Source organism: Secundilactobacillus muriivasis (assembly GCF_054785195.1).
Genome location: NZ_BAABMI010000009.1, coordinates 23438 through 40352 on the forward strand (window position 1 = coordinate 23438; position 16915 = coordinate 40352).

Sequence of the window (16915 nt, forward strand, 5' to 3'; positions counted from 1 at the left end):
TTACTGGGGCTGCTTTATACATAACGGTCTGCTGCTCCTCACGCATTTCGGCGCGGATGCCGGAACGAACCAACGGAAACAATTCAATTTTAGTAACCGATTTTTGCCACATAACCAATTCGCTCGCGTCGAAACCAACGTTGCCAGAAGCTCGACACATAAGGCAATAACGGTGTTAAATCGTATAGTTTTAGGTGGCATACTAAACAGTGATCCCTAAGTATGACAAACGACCAATCTCCAAACAAAAAAACCGATGACCGTCCATTCAGACAGTCACCGGTTTTTTAATTTTAAAACGTAACGCCATTACTTGTTACTTTCATTCAACTCTTCCAACGCCATCGAGTTCTCTTCCCAATCAGTTTCCACCTGTTCAATCTCGGCAGTTACCGCAGTTAATTGGTTTTGGAGCGTATTCATCTTTTGCGGATCGTTGAACGTTTCTGGCTTGGTCATTTGCGTTTCTAACTCGGTTTGTTCATCACTGAGTTCAGTGAGGCGCTGCTCTAGCGATTCAACGGCCCGGGATAGTTTACGTTGCTGCTTTTGTAATTCTTTTGATTGTTGATAATTTTGTTTACTTTGGCTAACGGTCTTCGTCGCGGTCACCGGGGTATCAGGTGATTCATCCGCTAACTTTTTCGCAGCGAGGGCTTCTTGTTCCTCTTTTTTCTCAAGGTAGTAATCGTAATCACCCAAGTAAAGCTCAGAACCACTGGCAGAGAGTTCCACAACGGAGGTGGCGACTTGGTTAATAAAATACCGGTCGTGAGAAACGAATAGGATCGTGCCGTCAAAGTCGTTTAGCGTGTTTTCCAACACCTGCCGGCTATCAATGTCCAAGTGGTTAGTTGGTTCATCAAGAATCAAGAAATTATCGTGATTCATGGCTAACTTGGTCAATAAAAGCCGGGCCTTTTCACCACCACTTAAACTGTGGACCATTTTATCAACGTCTTCACCAGTAAAGAGAAAACTGCCTAAAATGGTTCGAATATCACCTTCAGGAGTAGTGGGGTGATCATCCCAGAGTTCGTCTAACACGGTTTTTTTATCGTGAAGGGAACGTTGCTCTTGGTCGTAGTACCCGGTATCAACACCGGTCCCAAAGGTTACCTTACCCCGAATTGCCGGAATTTTACCCAGAATTGTTTTGAGCAGGGTTGATTTACCAACGCCATTGGGGCCGACGATGGCAATCGCTTGATGCTTGTTAATATCGAGGTTAACGGGATCAGCCAAGACGTTATCGGGCGAATAGCCAACTGCTAAATCATCAACGGTTAACACGATATTCCCGCTTTGTCGGTCCGGAACAAATTCAAAGTGGGCTACTTTATCGTCAGTTTCTGGTCGATCTAAGCGGTCCATTTTTGCCAATTGCTTTCGTCGAGCTTGAGCCCGCTTAGTGGTGGACGCCCGAACGATGTTTTTATTGACGAAATCTTCGAGTTTAGAGATTTTGTCCTGTTGCTTTTCGTACTCTTTCCATTCCCGTTGTAGACGGGCGGCCTTTTGGTCAACGTAGTTTGAATAGTTACCGTGGTAGTGGGTCAGAGTCCCAATCGACATATCGTAAACTTCCGTGACAATGCGGTCGAGGAAGTACCGGTCATGAGAGACGATGAGTAGGGCGCCTTTGTAGCTTTGAATGTAGCCTTCAAGCCAGGTGAGCGTTTCAACGTCCAAGTGGTTGGTCGGTTCGTCCAGTACCAGAAGGTCGCGTTTTTCAAGCAATAGCTTGGCGAGTGCTAACTGGGTCTTTTGACCACCAGATAGTTCAGTAATGGAGCGGTCGTAGTCGGGTTCGTCAAATTCGAAACCGTGCAGGACCCCCCGAATCTCAGCTCGGTAGCCGTAGCCGTTTTGGTTTTTAAAGTTCGTTTGTAGTTGATCGTAGGTTGCGGAAATTTGGGCAAATTGCTCAGCGTCATTGATGACGTCGGGATCACTCATCTGTTCTTCTAACTCGTGCAACTTAGCCTCTTGTTCCTGAAGGGCCTTGAAGACGCTGGCCATTTCTTCCCAAATCGTGCGGTTGGAATCAAGCCCGGTATCTTGGGCTAAGTAACCGATCGTGATGCCCCGTTTAGAAATAATTTGACCTTCGTCCGGGGTTTCGCCTTCGGTAATCATGCGAATGAGCGTCGATTTACCGGCACCGTTTCGACCAACAAGCGCAACGCGGCCGTGTTCGGGCACGTCCATGCTGACATTAGAAAAAAGGGTATCGGCACCGAATCGCCGTGTCACTTGTTGGACTTGTAATAACATGTTGAATCAGCCTGCCTTTCGAATGAATCACAATATAGGATATCCTCTAATTATAGCATGGTTTTTACTTAAGTTGGCCGAACGGATGGGAAATGGCCTAGTGGATCAAACAATTAGCGGGTGGTTAATTCAATAAGTGGGTAGCAATCATCATTAGGTAAAGTATGCGCTTTCACGAACATTTTATTCTGATAGTCAATTAAGAAAAATAACCGTCAATTACATGATATAAACGGCCAATTATTTTCACAACGTCCCCAATCAATTGTCAATGACTGGATGAAATTGGCTGAATTAAAGGCAATCTATGGGAACTTGATAAAAAATTAACCTTGTGAAATCATTGAAGTAACACGCTTTTGCCATGGTCGGTAAGGGGAGGTTGCCGGTTTTTTATTGAAAATCATTTCACAAACTTCATGATTATGCTACAATTGACTCGGATGATAATTTCACAAGCAGTAATCATTTAATGGGTTAGCTATTATTGAAGTTGAGATCATTTTTAGTTACCAAAATTCACAAGGAGGATATTTAACTTGACTGAAACAAAGATTCCAAAAGCGACGGCCAAACGGCTACCAATCTATTACCGGTACCTCAACATCTTACGGGATGCTGATAAGACCCGGGTTTCCTCGACCGAACTTTCCGAAGCCGTTAAGGTAGATTCGGCAACGATCCGGCGCGATTTTTCCTACTTCGGAGCCCTCGGTAAACGGGGTTATGGCTACGACGTTGATAGTTTACTTAAATTTTTCAAGAAGATTTTAAATCAGGATAAGCTGACTAACGCAGCTTTAATCGGGGTTGGTAATTTAGGGAATGCGTTGCTCAACTTTAATTTCCACCAAAACAGTAACGTGCGAATCAGCGCGGCATTTGATGTTCGCGATGATTTGGCAAACACCGTTAAGAGTGGTGTGCCAATTTATCCAATGAACGAATTGCGGCAACAATTGAACGATCAACAAATCAAAATCGTTATTTTAACGGTGCCCGCTGAGGTTGCACAGGATGCAACCGATGAAGCAATTGCGGGTGGTGTTCGCGGTATCTTGAACTTTACCCCAATTCGGGTTTCAGTACCAACCAATGTTCGGGTTCAAAACGTTGATTTAACCAACGAATTACAAACTTTAATTTACTTCTTAGACCACTATAACGAAGAAGCTTAATCTGAACTGACTGATAACGGATTTTCCGGAATTAGTCAGTTTTTTTGTTGCCATTTTTAGCGGCTCAAAAGGCCATGATAGCGTTGATTCTCAAGGGTGAGTTAAAAAACAACTGAATTTTTCGGGAATATCTTGGTTAAATAACTTGCAATTGAAAACGAATAATTTTATAGTAGTACTTGTGATTAGCACTTATGTTAGGTGAGTGCTAACAGTGCTAAACTTTACATTTATTGGAGGGATTCAAGTGTTAAAACCATTAGGAGACCGTGTGATTTTACAAGCACAAGAAGAAGAAGAAACGACTGTTGGCGGCATCGTACTTGCAAGCAATGCTCAAGAAAAGCCACAAACTGCTAAAGTAATTGCCGTTGGCGAAGGCCGCGTGCTTGATAATGGTGAAAAGGTTGCGCCAATCGTTAAAGAAGGCGACACCGTCTTGTTTGATAAATACGCCGGTACTGAAGTGAAGTACGCGGACGCAACTTACTTGGTCGTTCACGAAAAGGATCTTGTCGCAGTCGTCGACTAATCCAGTATTTAAAACGCTGAACTTAAATTAACAACTATTTTATGAGGTGAAGATAAATTATGGCTAAGGAACTCAAGTTTTCTGAAGACGCGCGTTCAGCAATGTTACGTGGCGTTGATAAATTAGCAGACACTGTTAAGACCACCATTGGTCCTAAGGGTCGTAACGTCGTTTTGGAACAATCATACGGCAACCCAACCATTACTAACGATGGGGTAACGATTGCTAAGGCAATTGAATTGTCTGATCACTTTGAAAACCTCGGTGCTAAGTTAGTTGCCGAAGTTGCTTCAAAGACCAACGATATCGCTGGTGATGGGACGACGACTGCCACTGTTTTGACCCAAGCAATCGTTAACGAAGGCATGAAGAACGTTACTGCCGGTGCTAACCCAGTTGGTATCCGTCGCGGGATCGAAAAAGCCACTGAAGCCGCTGTTAAGGCTTTACACGAGATGAGCCACAAGGTTGCTACTAAGGACGATATCGCCCAAATCGCTTCCATTTCATCAGCTAACCAAGAAGTTGGTTCATTGATCGCTGACGCCATGGAAAAGGTTGGTAATGATGGGGTCATCACCATTGAAGAATCACGTGGTGTTGATACGAGTCTTGACGTTGTTGAAGGGATGCAATTTGATCGCGGCTACATGTCACAATACATGGTTACCGATAACGATAAGATGGAAGCCAACCTCGACAACCCTTACATTTTGATCACTGACAAGAAGATTGCCAACATTCAAGACATCTTGCCATTGTTGCAAAGTGTTGTTGAACAAAGCCGTTCACTTTTGATCATCGCTGATGACATTACTGGTGAAGCTTTACCAACCCTTGTTTTGAACAAGATGCGTGGGACGTTCAACGTTGTTGCTGTTAAGGCCCCAGGCTTTGGTGACCGTCGTAAGGCGCAATTACAAGATATTGCCGTCTTAACTGGTGGGACTGTTATCACCGACGACCTTGGTTTGAACTTGAAGGACGCAACCCTTGAACAACTTGGTCAAGCTAACAAGGTTAACGTTACCAAGGACAACACGACCATCGTTGAAGGTGCCGGTTCTAAGGAACAAATCGAAGAACGGGTTGCTGAAATCAAGTCACAAATCGAAGGCACAACTTCTGAATTCGACCGTGACAAGCTAAAGGAACGTTTGGCTAAGATGGCCGGCGGGGTTGCTGTTATCCGTGTTGGTGCCGCAACTGAAACCGAATTGAAGGAACGTAAATACCGGATCGAAGATGCCTTGAACGCTACTCGTGCAGCCGTTGAAGAAGGCTTCGTTGCTGGTGGTGGGACTGCCTTGATCAACGTCATTGGTGACGTGGATAAGGTCGAAGCAGAGGGCGATGAAGCAACCGGTGTTGCCATCGTTCGTCGTGCTTTGGAAGAACCTGTTCGTCAAATCGCTGAAAACGCTGGTCTTGAAGGTTCAGTTATTGTGGAACACTTGAAGACGTTAGAAGCCGGCATGGGTTACAATGCCGCAACTAACGAATACGTTGACATGGTTGATGCCGGAATCGTTGACCCAACCAAGGTAACGCGTTCAGCACTTCAAAACGCTGCCTCTGTTTCAGCCTTGTTATTAACGACTGAAGCCGTTGTTGCTGACGAACCAAAAGATGACGCTGCGCCAGCTGCCCCAGCCGCACCAGGCATGGGCGGTATGATGTAAGCCGACTTAACTTATGATTATTTAAGGAACCACCTCATTAAGTTGGGGTGGTTTTTTGTTTACGCTTGTGTCCAGCGACAGTGTGCGGAGCGAGACGGGTTGAGAGCAGTGTGTAGGGGCACTTCGGTGAAAGCGCCTGGGCCTGGCGGTTTTATCGAAGTGCCCCTACATGCAGCTCTCAGTCTCGCGCAGCACCATTCGGCGTGGTGGCCAGAAAACGCGTGGTTGACAAGTTCATACAACTTCAGGAACCCTGAAAATAACAGTTTAAGTGGCGCCGAATTTTGTTGACTGAGAGCGCCGATTTTCATGCGACTTTGGCGAGCGAAGCGACGACAAACAGCCAACACCCAAATCACACCCAACACTTACGCTGGACACAAGCGTTAACATAGATGATGCCAACTTAATCGTACGGTAAAATCGAGATTATCCGACTAACGGACAAAGTTTTGAAAACCGATAGTAATTGTAGAGTGAAAGGTGTACAATACCTATTGATTTTGCATTCCAGTTTTCGGCATAAATTTATTTAGAATAGCCATTTTGAAGTAGGAGCTATCAGCTATGGTTTAGCGTAGTTGGTAGCTGTTATTCGTCGATAAAGGAGTTAAGAACATGTGGCGTTATTTGAAACGGTTGTTAATAGGGAAACCGTTGAAGACCACGGATGAAGGCGGACAGGCGCTAACGAAGTTTAAAGCGTTAGCCTTGTTGTCGTCTGATGCGCTATCATCCGTTGCGTATGGGACTGAACAAATTACAACGGTCCTGATTACGCTCTCCGCAGCAGCGTTAATGTATCAGCTTTGGGTTGTTGCGTTAGTGCTGGTACTGTTGTTTGCGATTACGTTGTCCTATCAACAAATTATTCACGCGTACCCCTCAGGTGGGGGTGCCTACGTTGTTGCAACGACCAACTGGGGCCAACCAGCGGGGTTAGTTGCTGGTGGGTCATTGTTGGTTGATTACATGTTGACGGTGGCCGTTTCGGTGACTTCTGGGACCGATGCGATTACGTCGGCGATTCCGGCGTTAGTCCATCACCAAGTCGGCATTTCGATCATCATTGTGTTGTTTATTATGGCACTGAATTTACGAGGGATGCGCGAGTCTGCGTCATTCCTGACCTTGCCAGTGTATTTCTTCATTGTCATGATGCTTGCGATGATTGGCTGGGGGATGTTTAAGATTGCCACCGGTCAAGTGATTTACCATGCGTCGGCACCGGTTGGCGCGCCCGTAACAGGGATGACCGTGTTGCTGTTCTTCAGAGCCTTTTCATCTGGGTCGTCTTCATTAACCGGGGTGGAAGCCATCAGTAACGCTGTGCCGAACTTCCATAAACCAAAGAGTCACAACGCATCAGCAACTTTGGCAATTATGGCTGGTATCTTAGCCGTCTTCCTGAGTGGCGTTACTTTTCTGAGTTACTACTTAGGCATTGTGCCAAAATTCGATAACACGGTTCTGTCTCAAATCGGGACTGCGGTCTTCGGACACGGCATGCTTTACTACTTGTTACAACTTTCAACGGCTTTGATTTTGGCCGTTGCTGCCAACACCGGGTTTTCGGCCTTCCCAATTTTGGCTTATAACCTGGCGAAGGATAAATTCCTGCCACACGCCTATCTGGACCGTGGTGATCGATTAGGTTATTCCAACGGGATCATTTCCTTAGCCGTTGGTGCGATCGTCTTGATCATTATCTTCCACGGGCAAACTAGCTTACTGATTCCACTGTATGCGGTTGGGGTGTTCGTACCGTTCACACTGTCGCAATCAGGGATGATTCGGCACTGGTTCCGCGTACGTGAAGGATTATGGCCACTCAAGGCCTTCATCAACTTCATTGGGGCCTTTATCTCGTTAGCGTTGGTCGTCTTCCTATTTATGCTTCACTTTGGGAACGTTTGGCCATACTTGATCGTCATGCCAGGTCTGTATTACCTGTTCTACCGGATCCACTTGCACTACAAGAACGTTGCTCATCAATTGCGGGTGAGCGAGGACAGTCAATCGGTCAACCATCACTATGATGGGGCAACGGTGATCGTTCTTGTCAGCAACGTGACGCAGGTGACGGCGCGCGCAATCGATTACGCCCGTTCCGTTGGGGACTACGTGATTGCAATGCACGTATCGTTTGACGAGAACCCACGTAAGGAACATAAAACAGCCCAGAAATTCAAGGCTGAGTTCCCAGACGTCCGGTTCGTTGATATTCACTCGTCATACCGATCAATCATTACACCAACGTTGCGCTTCTGTGATGTCATCGCCAAGCGAGCAGCAGAACGAAACTTTACCACTACCGTTTTGGTGCCACAATTCGTTCCACGACGGCCATGGCAAAACATTCTGCATAACCAAACGGCTTTGCGATTACGGACAGCGTTAAATACCCGTGAAAACATCATTGTCTCGACTTATAGCTACCACTTGAAACAATAGTGCACTTAAATATTAAACCGGCTAAGACGCTAAAAATATGCGTCTTAGCCGGTTTTTGTTTTTCACGTTTGTTTAACTGATGTTTGTGTCCAGCGATAGTGTGTTTAGTTTGTGAGGTGATTCTGGTTTCCTATAGTGGGAAGATGCCGCGGAAGGCTCCGGCGCTATGCGAGGCTGGAACGCAGTGGCGGGCCTACGAGCTAGGAATGGAAGGAAACCACTTCCATGCCGGATCTCTCCGGATCCGCGTATGACTAAAGCACTCGCAGCCCGAACCCCACGGACTACGACTGCTTAAGTCATACCGACACTGCTGAGCCTCGCGCGCCTCCGCCTCCCGCTACAGAGTGCGCTGTCGGAAACTTAATTGCTAACTGCAATAATCTGAAGTTGACAAAACTGCATAACCGCAATGCTCAATGCTGACTCAACAATCGTAAGAAACGATAGTGGTCAATGTTCAGTAACATCAACAAATCAACGATTGTGCAATGCTAAATCTGTCAGTCGTGCGTCACGTTGACATTAAGAAGATATCGATGCTTATTCATCTCGATTATGAAACGGTGACTGCTGATCAATTTTGCGTTTGTCGAATCAACGTTAGTGTTATTGCGATATCGCCTCAAGGTGTCTAGCTAAGCACTTGAGATGGTCTACAATAGTGCCGAATTACGCCAACGTAAGATTTCGGTAAGCGGCTAGGTGGATGCTGTGTCGCGATAATTGGTGGTTGTTGATGCTCTTCCAACAACCGCCAATTATCGGGGACGAAGTTAAGACTCGCATGGGTTTTGGCGAGGTTTAACTTCGAGGTTTGAGACCGCTCTTTGGCTCAGACCGGCCCCACAGCAGGAACCTAGCTGCTTACCGGAATCGACAGTAACTGAACGGAAGAATGCTTACGCTAGACACAAGTGACAGCAGGTAGGGGATTAGACCACAAAAAAAGACCCGAAGCACAATGCTTCGAGTCTTTTGATTAATGATCGATTTAAACCAAACCAACCAAACGTGCGAACGTTGGAACGACAAGGTCGACAACGATTGACACGATAACAACGGCGATGGAAGCCATAGAACCTTGGATAGAACCCAATTGAACGGCTTTGGCAGTACCAACGGCGTGTCCGGCAGTCCCTAAACCAAGACCAGCACCGATTGGATCAGCGTTCAAACGGAAGATCTTGATGAAGAAGGTTGCCAAGGCGTAAATGATAACGGCGTTCAAGATACATGCCATGGCAGTAACGGCAGTGTTACCACCGATAGCACCGGCAACTGGCATCGCAATGGCAGTCGTAGCAGCTTGCGTCATCATTGAAGAAATCATCACGTTGTTCAAGCCGAAGAGCTTTGAAACACCGTAGATGGCGAAGAGGGAAATAATCATCCCGACGATTAATGAAAGCACAATTTCAAGCCAGAAACGTTTAACGATATCGTTCCGACGGTATAGTGGAATAGCAAAAGCAATAGTGGCAGGGTTCAAGAACCAGAATAAGATGTCCCCACCTGGTTTGTAGGCTGCTTGGTAGAAGTACGTTGGTGTAACGTTGAACCATTTAGCCATCAACCAAAGAATAAAGATCCCTAAAACCATCCCGAAGAAGAGGGGTTGGAAAAGGAAGAAACCATTTGAAATCTTGAATAAATATTGACCAATTAAGAATACGGCTAATGAGAGGAAAATACCGAAGAAGGCAATCCCACCAACATTAGTGTCTAAGGCGTTCCCTAAAAACGTTGCCCATGTCATGAAAGCTCATCCTTTCTCTATAAATGACTGTTATTCGGTAACATCGGTTTGCTTGTGGAAGACGTGACGGCTGATGTACATGAAGCCGGCAGTCGTGTAAGCAATAACGACCAACATGATAAGCGTTGCACAGATGATAACGATGATCAATTGCACACCGGACTTAGCCATGATATCAAGTGAGGCAGTCATTTGAATCCCGGATGGAACGAACAAGAAGGCAATCAAGTTAACCAAGAAGTCCCCCATCTTTTCAACTTGCCAAAGTTTGACAATCTTGAAAGTTAATAATAAATATAAAATGACAATACCAAGAACGGGAGTTGGAACTGGGAATGATGCTGGGAATAATGGTGAAATCAATGAAGATACGAACAGCACAAGCCCAAAAATGAACATTTGTTGCAAAATTGGAGCTGGTTCGTGTTCAACCTCCGTCGTGTTGGCAGCTTTCTGATTACTTGCCATGGATAAACACTCCTTTCAAAATATATAAACATTTCACAAACTTGCAAAGCGTTTTCACTTCACAACTAGATTATAATAACTTTTGCTCTAAAACGCAAGGGGCTAATGTTTAACGAATTCACAAATGAAAGCGAATACATTGTGAAATCAACTCTTTAAGGGGGTAACTTGTTCAAAAATTAACTGATTTAATTTAGATTTTCAATTCAAAATTTGTGTTTCATGAAAACGATTTGTATAATAGAAATAATTGACTAATGAAGAGAGGACGAGCAATGAAATTTGAAATCATTGTCAGTTTAATGGCGACTATGATTTTTTCGGCAATTCTGACACCATTTATTCGAAAATTAGCGTTTCGGATCGGAGCAATTGATAATCCGAATGCCAGACGTGTCAATAAAGTACCGATGCCGACGATGGGTGGACTTGCGATTTTCCTTTCCTATACGTTTGCCACAGTCTTTTTGCTTCGGGCGCAGATTCCGACCCGGCAACTGTGGGGGGTCTTTGGTGGCGAGTGCGTGATTATCCTAACCGGGATGATCGATGACGTCTTTGAATTGAAACCACGGCAAAAGATTCTGGGGATCTCAATTGCGGCGTTGGTCGTTTACTTCGGCGCTGGGTTGAAGATGATTCACTTGACGATTCCGTTTGTCGGCATGATTTCGATCGGCTGGTGGAGCCTGCCAGTGACGTGGATCTGGATCCTCGCCATCACTAACGCGGTGAACCTGATCGATGGCCTCGATGGTCTCGCGACCGGAGTTGGCATCATCGCACTCTCAACAATGGGAATTACGGGCTTGTTTTTCCTAAATACTGCAAATACGTTCGTGGGTATCAGTATCTTTGCGTTGGTTGCAGCGATGGTTGGATTCCTGCCTTATAACTTCTTTCCGGCCCGAATCTACCTTGGGGATACTGGCTCGCTGTTCATCGGCTTCATGATTTCAGTATTTTCACTGTACGGTTTGAAAAACGTTACTTTTATTTCCATGATCATTCCGGTGATCATTTTAGGGGTGCCGATTACCGATACGGTTTACGCTATTTTGCGGCGGCTATTGAATCGGCAACCGATTTCGCACGCGGATAAGCACCATTTACATCACCGGTTGATGCAGATCGGGTTAACGCATCGGCAAACGGTGCTCGTGATTTACGGCATTGCCATGATCTTTGCGTTTATCTCACTGCTGTACCCAATCTCACCACGCTGGGGGACGATTTTCCTCACGATTGCCAGCTTGATTGGCTTGGAGCTTTTTGTGGAAGCCATCGGGTTGGTTGGGAAGAACCGCCAGCCGCTGTTAAATTGGATCAATAAAGTGGTTAAGAGTACCACGTCTAAGAATTCGCATTAATGATTAAACTAAAAAATCGGCGCTTCTCGTTTGAGGAAGCGCCGATTTTTTGATTGGTTCAGTCTGCATTCGGATGGTCGTTTCGATACAACGGCACCTCAACGTCGTGGTAGTGATCTTCGCCAACGACAAAGGTGACCTGTCCGGCTAATAGGTTAGTGACGGCTGTTTGCGTGGCCTCAACGTCAGGAACGTCCACTGCAATTTGGACGGTGACGTTTTCGGCGTAAGTCGTATCCAGCACACTCACGGTGTTTTGTTGTAAATAATAATTAAGCTTATCAAAGTTGGCATAACTAACGGTGAGTGCGAGGTCGGTTTGGAGGACCCGTTTCACCACGCCCACGGCTTCGATACCCCGGGAAGTCGCGTTGCTGTAAGCCCGAATCAATCCACCAGCGCCAAGTTTGATGCCGCCGAAGTACCGGGTGACAACTGCGCAGACGTTGTGAAGGTCAGTCATTTTCAACACTTCGAGAATTGGCACACCAGCGGTTCCGGAGGGTTCGCCATCGTCGCTTTCGCGTTGAACATCGTCATGTTCGCCCAGCATATAAGCGAAACAGTTGTGATTGGCCTTCGGATTAGCTTTTCGAGTGGCTTCAATAAACGCGTCAGCCTCTTCCTTAGTTGAAATTCGGGCGAGACTGCAAATGAACTGTGATTTTTTGATGTCAATGGTGTGTTGGCCATTGGCCTTTAGGGTTAAATAATTTTCAGACATAGGAATGAAACCTCGTTTCGTTTACGTATTTATAGAACAGGAGGTGAATCAAAATGGAAGTAACGCAATTATTTGGTCGCCAAGTGCTACAAGAAACGTTGGTCGTTTCTGAACCGTATCAAATGCAACTTGAATCACGGCCCGCTTTAAAGCTAGTAGGGCGCTGGGTCCATTGCCAACGATGCAATCAGCGGGCTAAAGCCCAAACCGTGAAGTTACCAGATGGTCGCTATTACTGCCCGCATTGCTTTCAACTTGGGCGAGTCACCGCTAAGCAGCAACTTTGGCACTTACCAGATCCCAATCGGTTTCCGGAGGTCGCCAAACCCGCGCTGACTTGGCAAGGTCAGTTGACCCGCCATCAAGACGCGTGTAGTCAACAAATTTTGCACCATTTTCAGGCGCACAGTGATCACCTATTGTGGGCGGTCACTGGCGCTGGTAAAACCGAAATGTTATTTAAGGGGATTCAGTGGGCCGTTGAAGCCGGATTGAGAGTGGCAATTGCGTCACCGCGAATCGACGTTTGTCTGGAACTAGTTCCCCGGATTCGCGAGGCGTTTCAGGAAGTTGAGCAAATCGTATTGTATGGCGATGCCCCGGAACCGTAACGTTATTGTCAATTGACCATCTGTACTACGCACCAACTCCTTCGATTTTACCATGCCTTTGACGTTTTGATCGTGGATGAAGTCGATGCGTTTCCGTTTGCGTCTGATCCGGGGCTGTTATTTGCGGCTCAGCAGGCTAAAAAGCCGACTGGCGCAATTTTGTATCTGACGGCGACACCGAGTCGGCAACTGTTGCGGCAGGTCAAGCGTGGCCAGTTGCAACTTAGCTATTTGCCACTCCGGTATCATGGCCATCCGTTACCAGTCATCAACGTGACTCGAAGTAAAAATTGGCGACAGCAATTGGGAAAACAACAACTGCCAAGCCAACTTCGCAGGTTGATGAAGCAGCGGTTGGACAGCCAGCGGCAATTTTTGCTATTTGTACCGCATATTCGGGACTTAGCATTGGTGGCAGCCGCAATCAACCATGCGTTTCCTAAAATACCGGTCACAACTGTTTACGCGGCTGACCCAGAACGACACGAAAAAGTGCAAGCGATGCGTTCACGGGAATGCCTGTTTTTGGTAACGACGACCATTTTGGAGCGCGGGGTAACGTTTCCAGATATCGATGTGTTCGTGTTGGGCGCGGATGATCCGGTATTTTCAACGGCAGCTCTGGTTCAAATTGCGGGTCGAGCTGGGCGGCGAGCGGATGCGCCGGATGGTCTCGTGCAGTTCTTTTGTCAAAACGAGACGGCTGCGGTTCGACTCGCACAACGACAGATTAAGTTGGTGAATCGAAAGGGACAGCTACTGAAGCGAGAGGATGGCTAATGGTGAGTTGTTTATTGTGTAGCCAAGTGGTGACGTCAGAAATCACGCTGGCTGATTTATTGAGTTTTCGGCGGTTGCCAGAACCCGTAATTTGCGGTAACTGTGAGGACCAGTTTGAACGAATTGACCAACAGCGAACGTGTGTCCAGTGTGGCCGCGAGCAGGAACAGCCCCAAATCTGCCAAGATTGCGTTCGTTGGCCGGAGGATGGGTTTAAAAACCGAGCCTTGTATCACTATAATGATCAGTTAAAACGGTTCATGTCCCAGTATAAGTTTAACGGCGACTACCGACTACGGGTAATATTTCAAACCGCGATGCGACGGGCAATTGTTGCGTGGCACCCGGAGATGGTTGTTCCGATTCCCATCACACCGGTAACGTTGTATCAACGCGGGTTTAATCAAGTTGCCGGATTATTGGAAGGCATCCCGGTCGTTGAGGCATTGCGAACTAAGCAGCGTGAAAAGGGCATCCCACAGGCAGATAAAAACCGGCAACAGCGAATGTTGACACCGCAACCCTTTTTGTTAAATATTGAAAATGATCAACTCGTCAATAAAAGAATTTTAATCGTCGATGATGTGTATACGACTGGCCGGACAATTCGGCACGCCGCAACGCTTTTGCGCGAGTCAGGGGCAGGTGAAGTACACGGGTTGACCCTTGCTCATGGGTAAACTTTTTTCAGTAATTCGTTGTGTATTGTAGCGCTTTTAACAACGCAAATTTGAGAATCGCTTAATACCGCTATCTGTGGCGGTTTGTGAGCCTTAGTTTGCGGAAGTGAATGCCCTTTTGAATGCCATTAGCTCAGATTGAGGTGTTTTTCGAGTGTTTGGACGGCTTCTTTTTTAGCGTTCGCATAGAGGTGAGTGTACTTATCCATGGTGACTTTAATATCAGTGTGACCCATTAACTTTGAAATGGCTTTGATATTCACATCAGAAGCAAACAGCAGGGACGCATACGAGTGGCGTAAGCCGTGCACCGTGATGTATTTGAGTTCGTACTTGTCGATGATGCGCACCAGCCATAACCGTAACGTGCCTTGTCTGAGATGCTTGTTTTCCCGATTGGAGAATACGAGTTGATCCTTGCCGTTAGCGTTGAACCCTTGCATGAGTAATAGCTGTCGTTGCTGTAGCTGCCACTTCTTAAGCAAGCGGGCAGTATCGCTAGTAATATCAATTGAACGGATGGAGCTAGCCGTTTTAGGTGATTGGAGGCCATAACCTTCAACCTTGTTAGCGGTGGTTGCTTTGATGTGGATCACGTCATCCGTTAAATCAACGTTAGCCCACGTTAGCGCCATCAGTTCACCTTCACGCATCCCCGTTAACGCCAGTACCTTAAACAGCACTCTTTGCTGATCACGGTGGTGGCGGCTAGCGTCATCATCTAAGCAATCGAAAAAGTGCTGCAGCTCAGTTTCGTTATAATAGTTTTCCCAGTCATCAGGCAATGGGTGGTTACGTGGAGATTTGTTCTTCTTGACCTTCGGGTGTGTTACCAGCTTGGTAGGGTCTTTGTCGATAAGCTCTAACCGCATAGCGTACTTGAACACTAAACCGGAGTACGTGAGCAACTGCTTATAGATCACTAATTGTTTCGCCCACTGATTAACGACTTGTTGGACGTAGGGAATGGTGATTTTATCAATGCGCCGATTCCCGAAAGCTGGTAAAATATGATTGTTGAACAATGACGTAGCCGTGACAAACGTACTGCTTTTAACAGTATTGCGGTAACTCACTAGCCATTGATCGTATAGTTCTTGAAACGTGAATATCTGAGGGCGTGCCAGCCCTTTATGGTTGAAGTCCGACTGTAGTCGATCCAGACACAGTTGGGCTTCTTTTTTGCGTTTAAAGCCCCGGCGGGTAGTCTTAACCTTCTTACCGGTAGCTGGATCAGTGCCCAAGTAGGCTTGAAACATCCAACGTTCTTCTTCGTTCTTATCGAGATACTTCTTGAAACTTGCCATAAATATCATTCCCTTTGTGTACCAGCGGCGGCAGGTATGTAGGGGGAAAATAATTTAAACGAAAGTATAACGTTCTACATCGAGGTTCTTTTTTAAACGCCCCCAAGGAAAATCAAAAGCGATTTTTAATATTTTGTTGTCGTTTGGTCTATGAATTAAAGCCCCAAAGGTTAATTTGTCTCTGGCGTTGGAGGTTAATACAGGAAAATCGGTATTTTTTAATATCAGATCAGATATGTGGTCAAATAACAGATTATTCAGTTGGTTCTGAAACGCAACGGGTAACTGCTTATATATGGGTTTTAGACCAGCGTCTTCGGAAACATAGCCGACAAGGGATACATATAAATCGTAGTTTCCTGTAAACGCACTATCAAAGGGGCCGAACGAATCAGGGGTTTTTAACACTATTTCATAAGATATAGATTCTTCTAACTGATTATGTTTCACCACTAAATTTACGTATTTAGTGGTTATTTTCATCGTATCTTCAAACTCAAATTGGTATGGTGCGTACACAAAAAAGTCAGCGGGAGTAATACCGAGGTAATTACAAAGCTTATCTATTGTGTCGGTTGCGATATTTGCCTGTGGGTTATTGACGATATTAGACACAGCGCTTCGGGAGATGCCTAACTCATCAACAACTTCTTTGATGGACAACTGGCGCTCTGCTAACAGCACATTTAAACGGTTTGCTAGCATGTTAATGCCTTCTTTCTACAATGATTTTACAGACAGTATATCACAAATACACACTTCAAATGTCGATATTAAAAATCATTTGTAGCTTGTAATATCGAAAAGCGAGTGGTACATTTAACATATCGAAGGTTATATAACTTTTGAAATAATTATAAAGGAGTTCTGAAAGATGAATAACCTGTCAGCAATTTTAGGGGAACGACTTTTAACTATTGGTGATGTTGTTTTAGGAACGGGCTTAAGTCGAAGTACGATTTCCGCCGTATATCATCGTAGGTCGGATGCCGTAAAACTCAGCACCCTAACCAAGATTTGTGATTACTTGCAGATTCCGCTATCTGATTTAATCGAGTACACGCCAAAAGAATCAGTTAAGCAGTAGCATTTG

13 protein-coding genes and 1 pseudogene are annotated in these 16915 nt (G+C 45.8%); 8 read left to right on the forward strand and 6 right to left on the reverse strand.

Annotated features, from left to right (window positions below):
- Nucleotides 1-309: 309 nt before the first annotated feature.
- A complete protein-coding gene (locus tag ACYVR3_RS02210; protein ID WP_461242952.1) occupies nt 310-2277 on the reverse strand; it encodes an ABC-F family ATP-binding cassette domain-containing protein in 1968 nt (655 codons plus the stop codon).
- Nucleotides 2278-2816: 539 nt separating this feature from the next.
- On the opposite strand from ACYVR3_RS02210, the gene ACYVR3_RS02215 reads away from it, so the two are divergent.
- The 4 genes from ACYVR3_RS02215 to ACYVR3_RS02230 all read left to right on the forward strand — a co-directional run bounded on the left by ACYVR3_RS02215 (nt 2817) and on the right by ACYVR3_RS02230 (nt 8123).
- Entirely contained in the window at nt 2817-3455 is a 639-nt protein-coding gene (locus ACYVR3_RS02215) for a redox-sensing transcriptional repressor Rex (protein WP_461242953.1), read from the forward strand.
- A 247-nt stretch (nt 3456-3702) separates the two neighbouring features.
- Nucleotides 3703-3987 carry a co-chaperone GroES gene (groES, locus tag ACYVR3_RS02220; protein ID WP_057152398.1) on the forward strand — a complete coding sequence of 95 codons (285 nt, stop codon included), beginning with the start codon at nt 3703-3705 and terminating at the stop codon, nt 3985-3987.
- A 59-nt stretch (nt 3988-4046) separates the two neighbouring features.
- Nucleotides 4047-5669, forward strand: coding sequence for a chaperonin GroEL (gene groL / locus ACYVR3_RS02225; RefSeq protein ID WP_461242954.1), 1623 nt, complete (start codon nt 4047-4049; stop codon nt 5667-5669).
- Nucleotides 5670-6287: 618 nt separating this feature from the next.
- Nucleotides 6288-8123, forward strand: a complete 1836-nt coding sequence (locus ACYVR3_RS02230) for an APC family permease (protein WP_057152399.1) — start codon at nt 6288-6290, stop codon at nt 8121-8123.
- 994 nt (nt 8124-9117) lie between these two features.
- Here the strand turns inward: ACYVR3_RS02230 and ACYVR3_RS02235 are convergent.
- Nucleotides 9118-9882, reverse strand: coding sequence for an LrgB family protein (locus tag ACYVR3_RS02235; protein ID WP_461242955.1), 765 nt, complete (start codon nt 9880-9882; stop codon nt 9118-9120).
- Nucleotides 9883-9912: 30 nt separating this feature from the next.
- Complete coding sequence (locus ACYVR3_RS02240) at nt 9913-10350, reverse strand: CidA/LrgA family protein (protein WP_054736356.1); 438 nt, start codon at nt 10348-10350, stop codon at nt 9913-9915.
- Between the two features lie 275 nt (nt 10351-10625).
- Here ACYVR3_RS02240 and ACYVR3_RS02245 point away from each other — a divergent pair, with 275 nt between their 5' ends.
- Entirely contained in the window at nt 10626-11720 is a 1095-nt protein-coding gene (locus tag ACYVR3_RS02245) for a glycosyltransferase family 4 protein (RefSeq protein ID WP_054736354.1), read from the forward strand.
- 58 nt (nt 11721-11778) lie between these two features.
- Here ACYVR3_RS02245 and ACYVR3_RS02250 read toward each other — a convergent pair whose 3' ends face one another.
- A complete protein-coding gene (locus ACYVR3_RS02250) occupies nt 11779-12444 on the reverse strand; it encodes a YigZ family protein (RefSeq protein ID WP_461242956.1) in 666 nt (221 codons plus the stop codon).
- Nucleotides 12445-12497: 53 nt separating this feature from the next.
- Here ACYVR3_RS02250 and ACYVR3_RS02255 point away from each other — a divergent pair.
- Together ACYVR3_RS02255 and ACYVR3_RS02260 are read left to right on the forward strand one after the other, a co-directional pair.
- A pseudogene (locus ACYVR3_RS02255) lies at nt 12498-13835 on the forward strand (DEAD/DEAH box helicase).
- A complete protein-coding gene (locus ACYVR3_RS02260) occupies nt 13835-14515 on the forward strand; it encodes a phosphoribosyltransferase family protein (protein ID WP_461242957.1) in 681 nt (226 codons plus the stop codon). The pseudogene ACYVR3_RS02255 and the gene ACYVR3_RS02260 overlap by 1 nt, the downstream one beginning before the upstream one ends.
- Nucleotides 14516-14643: 128 nt before the next feature.
- On the opposite strand, the gene ACYVR3_RS02265 is transcribed toward ACYVR3_RS02260, so the two are convergent.
- Together ACYVR3_RS02265 and ACYVR3_RS02270 are read right to left on the reverse strand one after the other, a co-directional pair.
- Nucleotides 14644-15822 carry a site-specific integrase gene (locus ACYVR3_RS02265; RefSeq protein WP_461242958.1) on the reverse strand — a complete coding sequence of 393 codons (1179 nt, stop codon included), beginning with the start codon at nt 15820-15822 and terminating at the stop codon, nt 14644-14646.
- A gap of 54 nt (nt 15823-15876) precedes the next feature.
- Nucleotides 15877-16527 carry a helix-turn-helix domain-containing protein gene (locus tag ACYVR3_RS02270; RefSeq protein WP_461242959.1) on the reverse strand — a complete coding sequence of 217 codons (651 nt, stop codon included), beginning with the start codon at nt 16525-16527 and terminating at the stop codon, nt 15877-15879.
- A gap of 169 nt (nt 16528-16696) precedes the next feature.
- On the opposite strand from ACYVR3_RS02270, the gene ACYVR3_RS02275 reads away from it, so the two are divergent.
- Nucleotides 16697-16909 carry a helix-turn-helix domain-containing protein gene (locus tag ACYVR3_RS02275; RefSeq protein WP_461242960.1) on the forward strand — a complete coding sequence of 71 codons (213 nt, stop codon included), beginning with the start codon at nt 16697-16699 and terminating at the stop codon, nt 16907-16909.
- Nucleotides 16910-16915: the final 6 nt, after the last annotated feature.

Bases quoted from the DNA above. Each gene is read 5' to 3' on its own strand.
- ACYVR3_RS02210 (WP_461242952.1), bottom strand. From the start codon at position 2,277: ATGTTATTACAAGTCCAACAAGTGACACGGCGATTCGGTGCCGATACC.
- groL (WP_461242954.1), top strand. From the start codon at position 4,047: ATGGCTAAGGAACTCAAGTTTTCTGAAGACGCGCGTTCAGCAATGTTA.
- ACYVR3_RS02230 (WP_057152399.1), top strand. From the start codon at position 6,288: ATGTGGCGTTATTTGAAACGGTTGTTAATAGGGAAACCGTTGAAGACC.
- ACYVR3_RS02235 (WP_461242955.1), bottom strand. From the start codon at position 9,882: ATGACATGGGCAACGTTTTTAGGGAACGCCTTAGACACTAATGTTGGT.
- ACYVR3_RS02240 (WP_054736356.1), bottom strand. From the start codon at position 10,350: ATGGCAAGTAATCAGAAAGCTGCCAACACGACGGAGGTTGAACACGAA.
- ACYVR3_RS02245 (WP_054736354.1), top strand. From the start codon at position 10,626: ATGAAATTTGAAATCATTGTCAGTTTAATGGCGACTATGATTTTTTCG.
- ACYVR3_RS02250 (WP_461242956.1), bottom strand. From the start codon at position 12,444: ATGTCTGAAAATTATTTAACCCTAAAGGCCAATGGCCAACACACCATT.
- ACYVR3_RS02260 (WP_461242957.1), top strand. From the start codon at position 13,835: ATGGTGAGTTGTTTATTGTGTAGCCAAGTGGTGACGTCAGAAATCACG.
- ACYVR3_RS02265 (WP_461242958.1), bottom strand. From the start codon at position 15,822: ATGGCAAGTTTCAAGAAGTATCTCGATAAGAACGAAGAAGAACGTTGG.
- ACYVR3_RS02270 (WP_461242959.1), bottom strand. From the start codon at position 16,527: ATGCTAGCAAACCGTTTAAATGTGCTGTTAGCAGAGCGCCAGTTGTCC.
- ACYVR3_RS02275 (WP_461242960.1), top strand. From the start codon at position 16,697: ATGAATAACCTGTCAGCAATTTTAGGGGAACGACTTTTAACTATTGGT.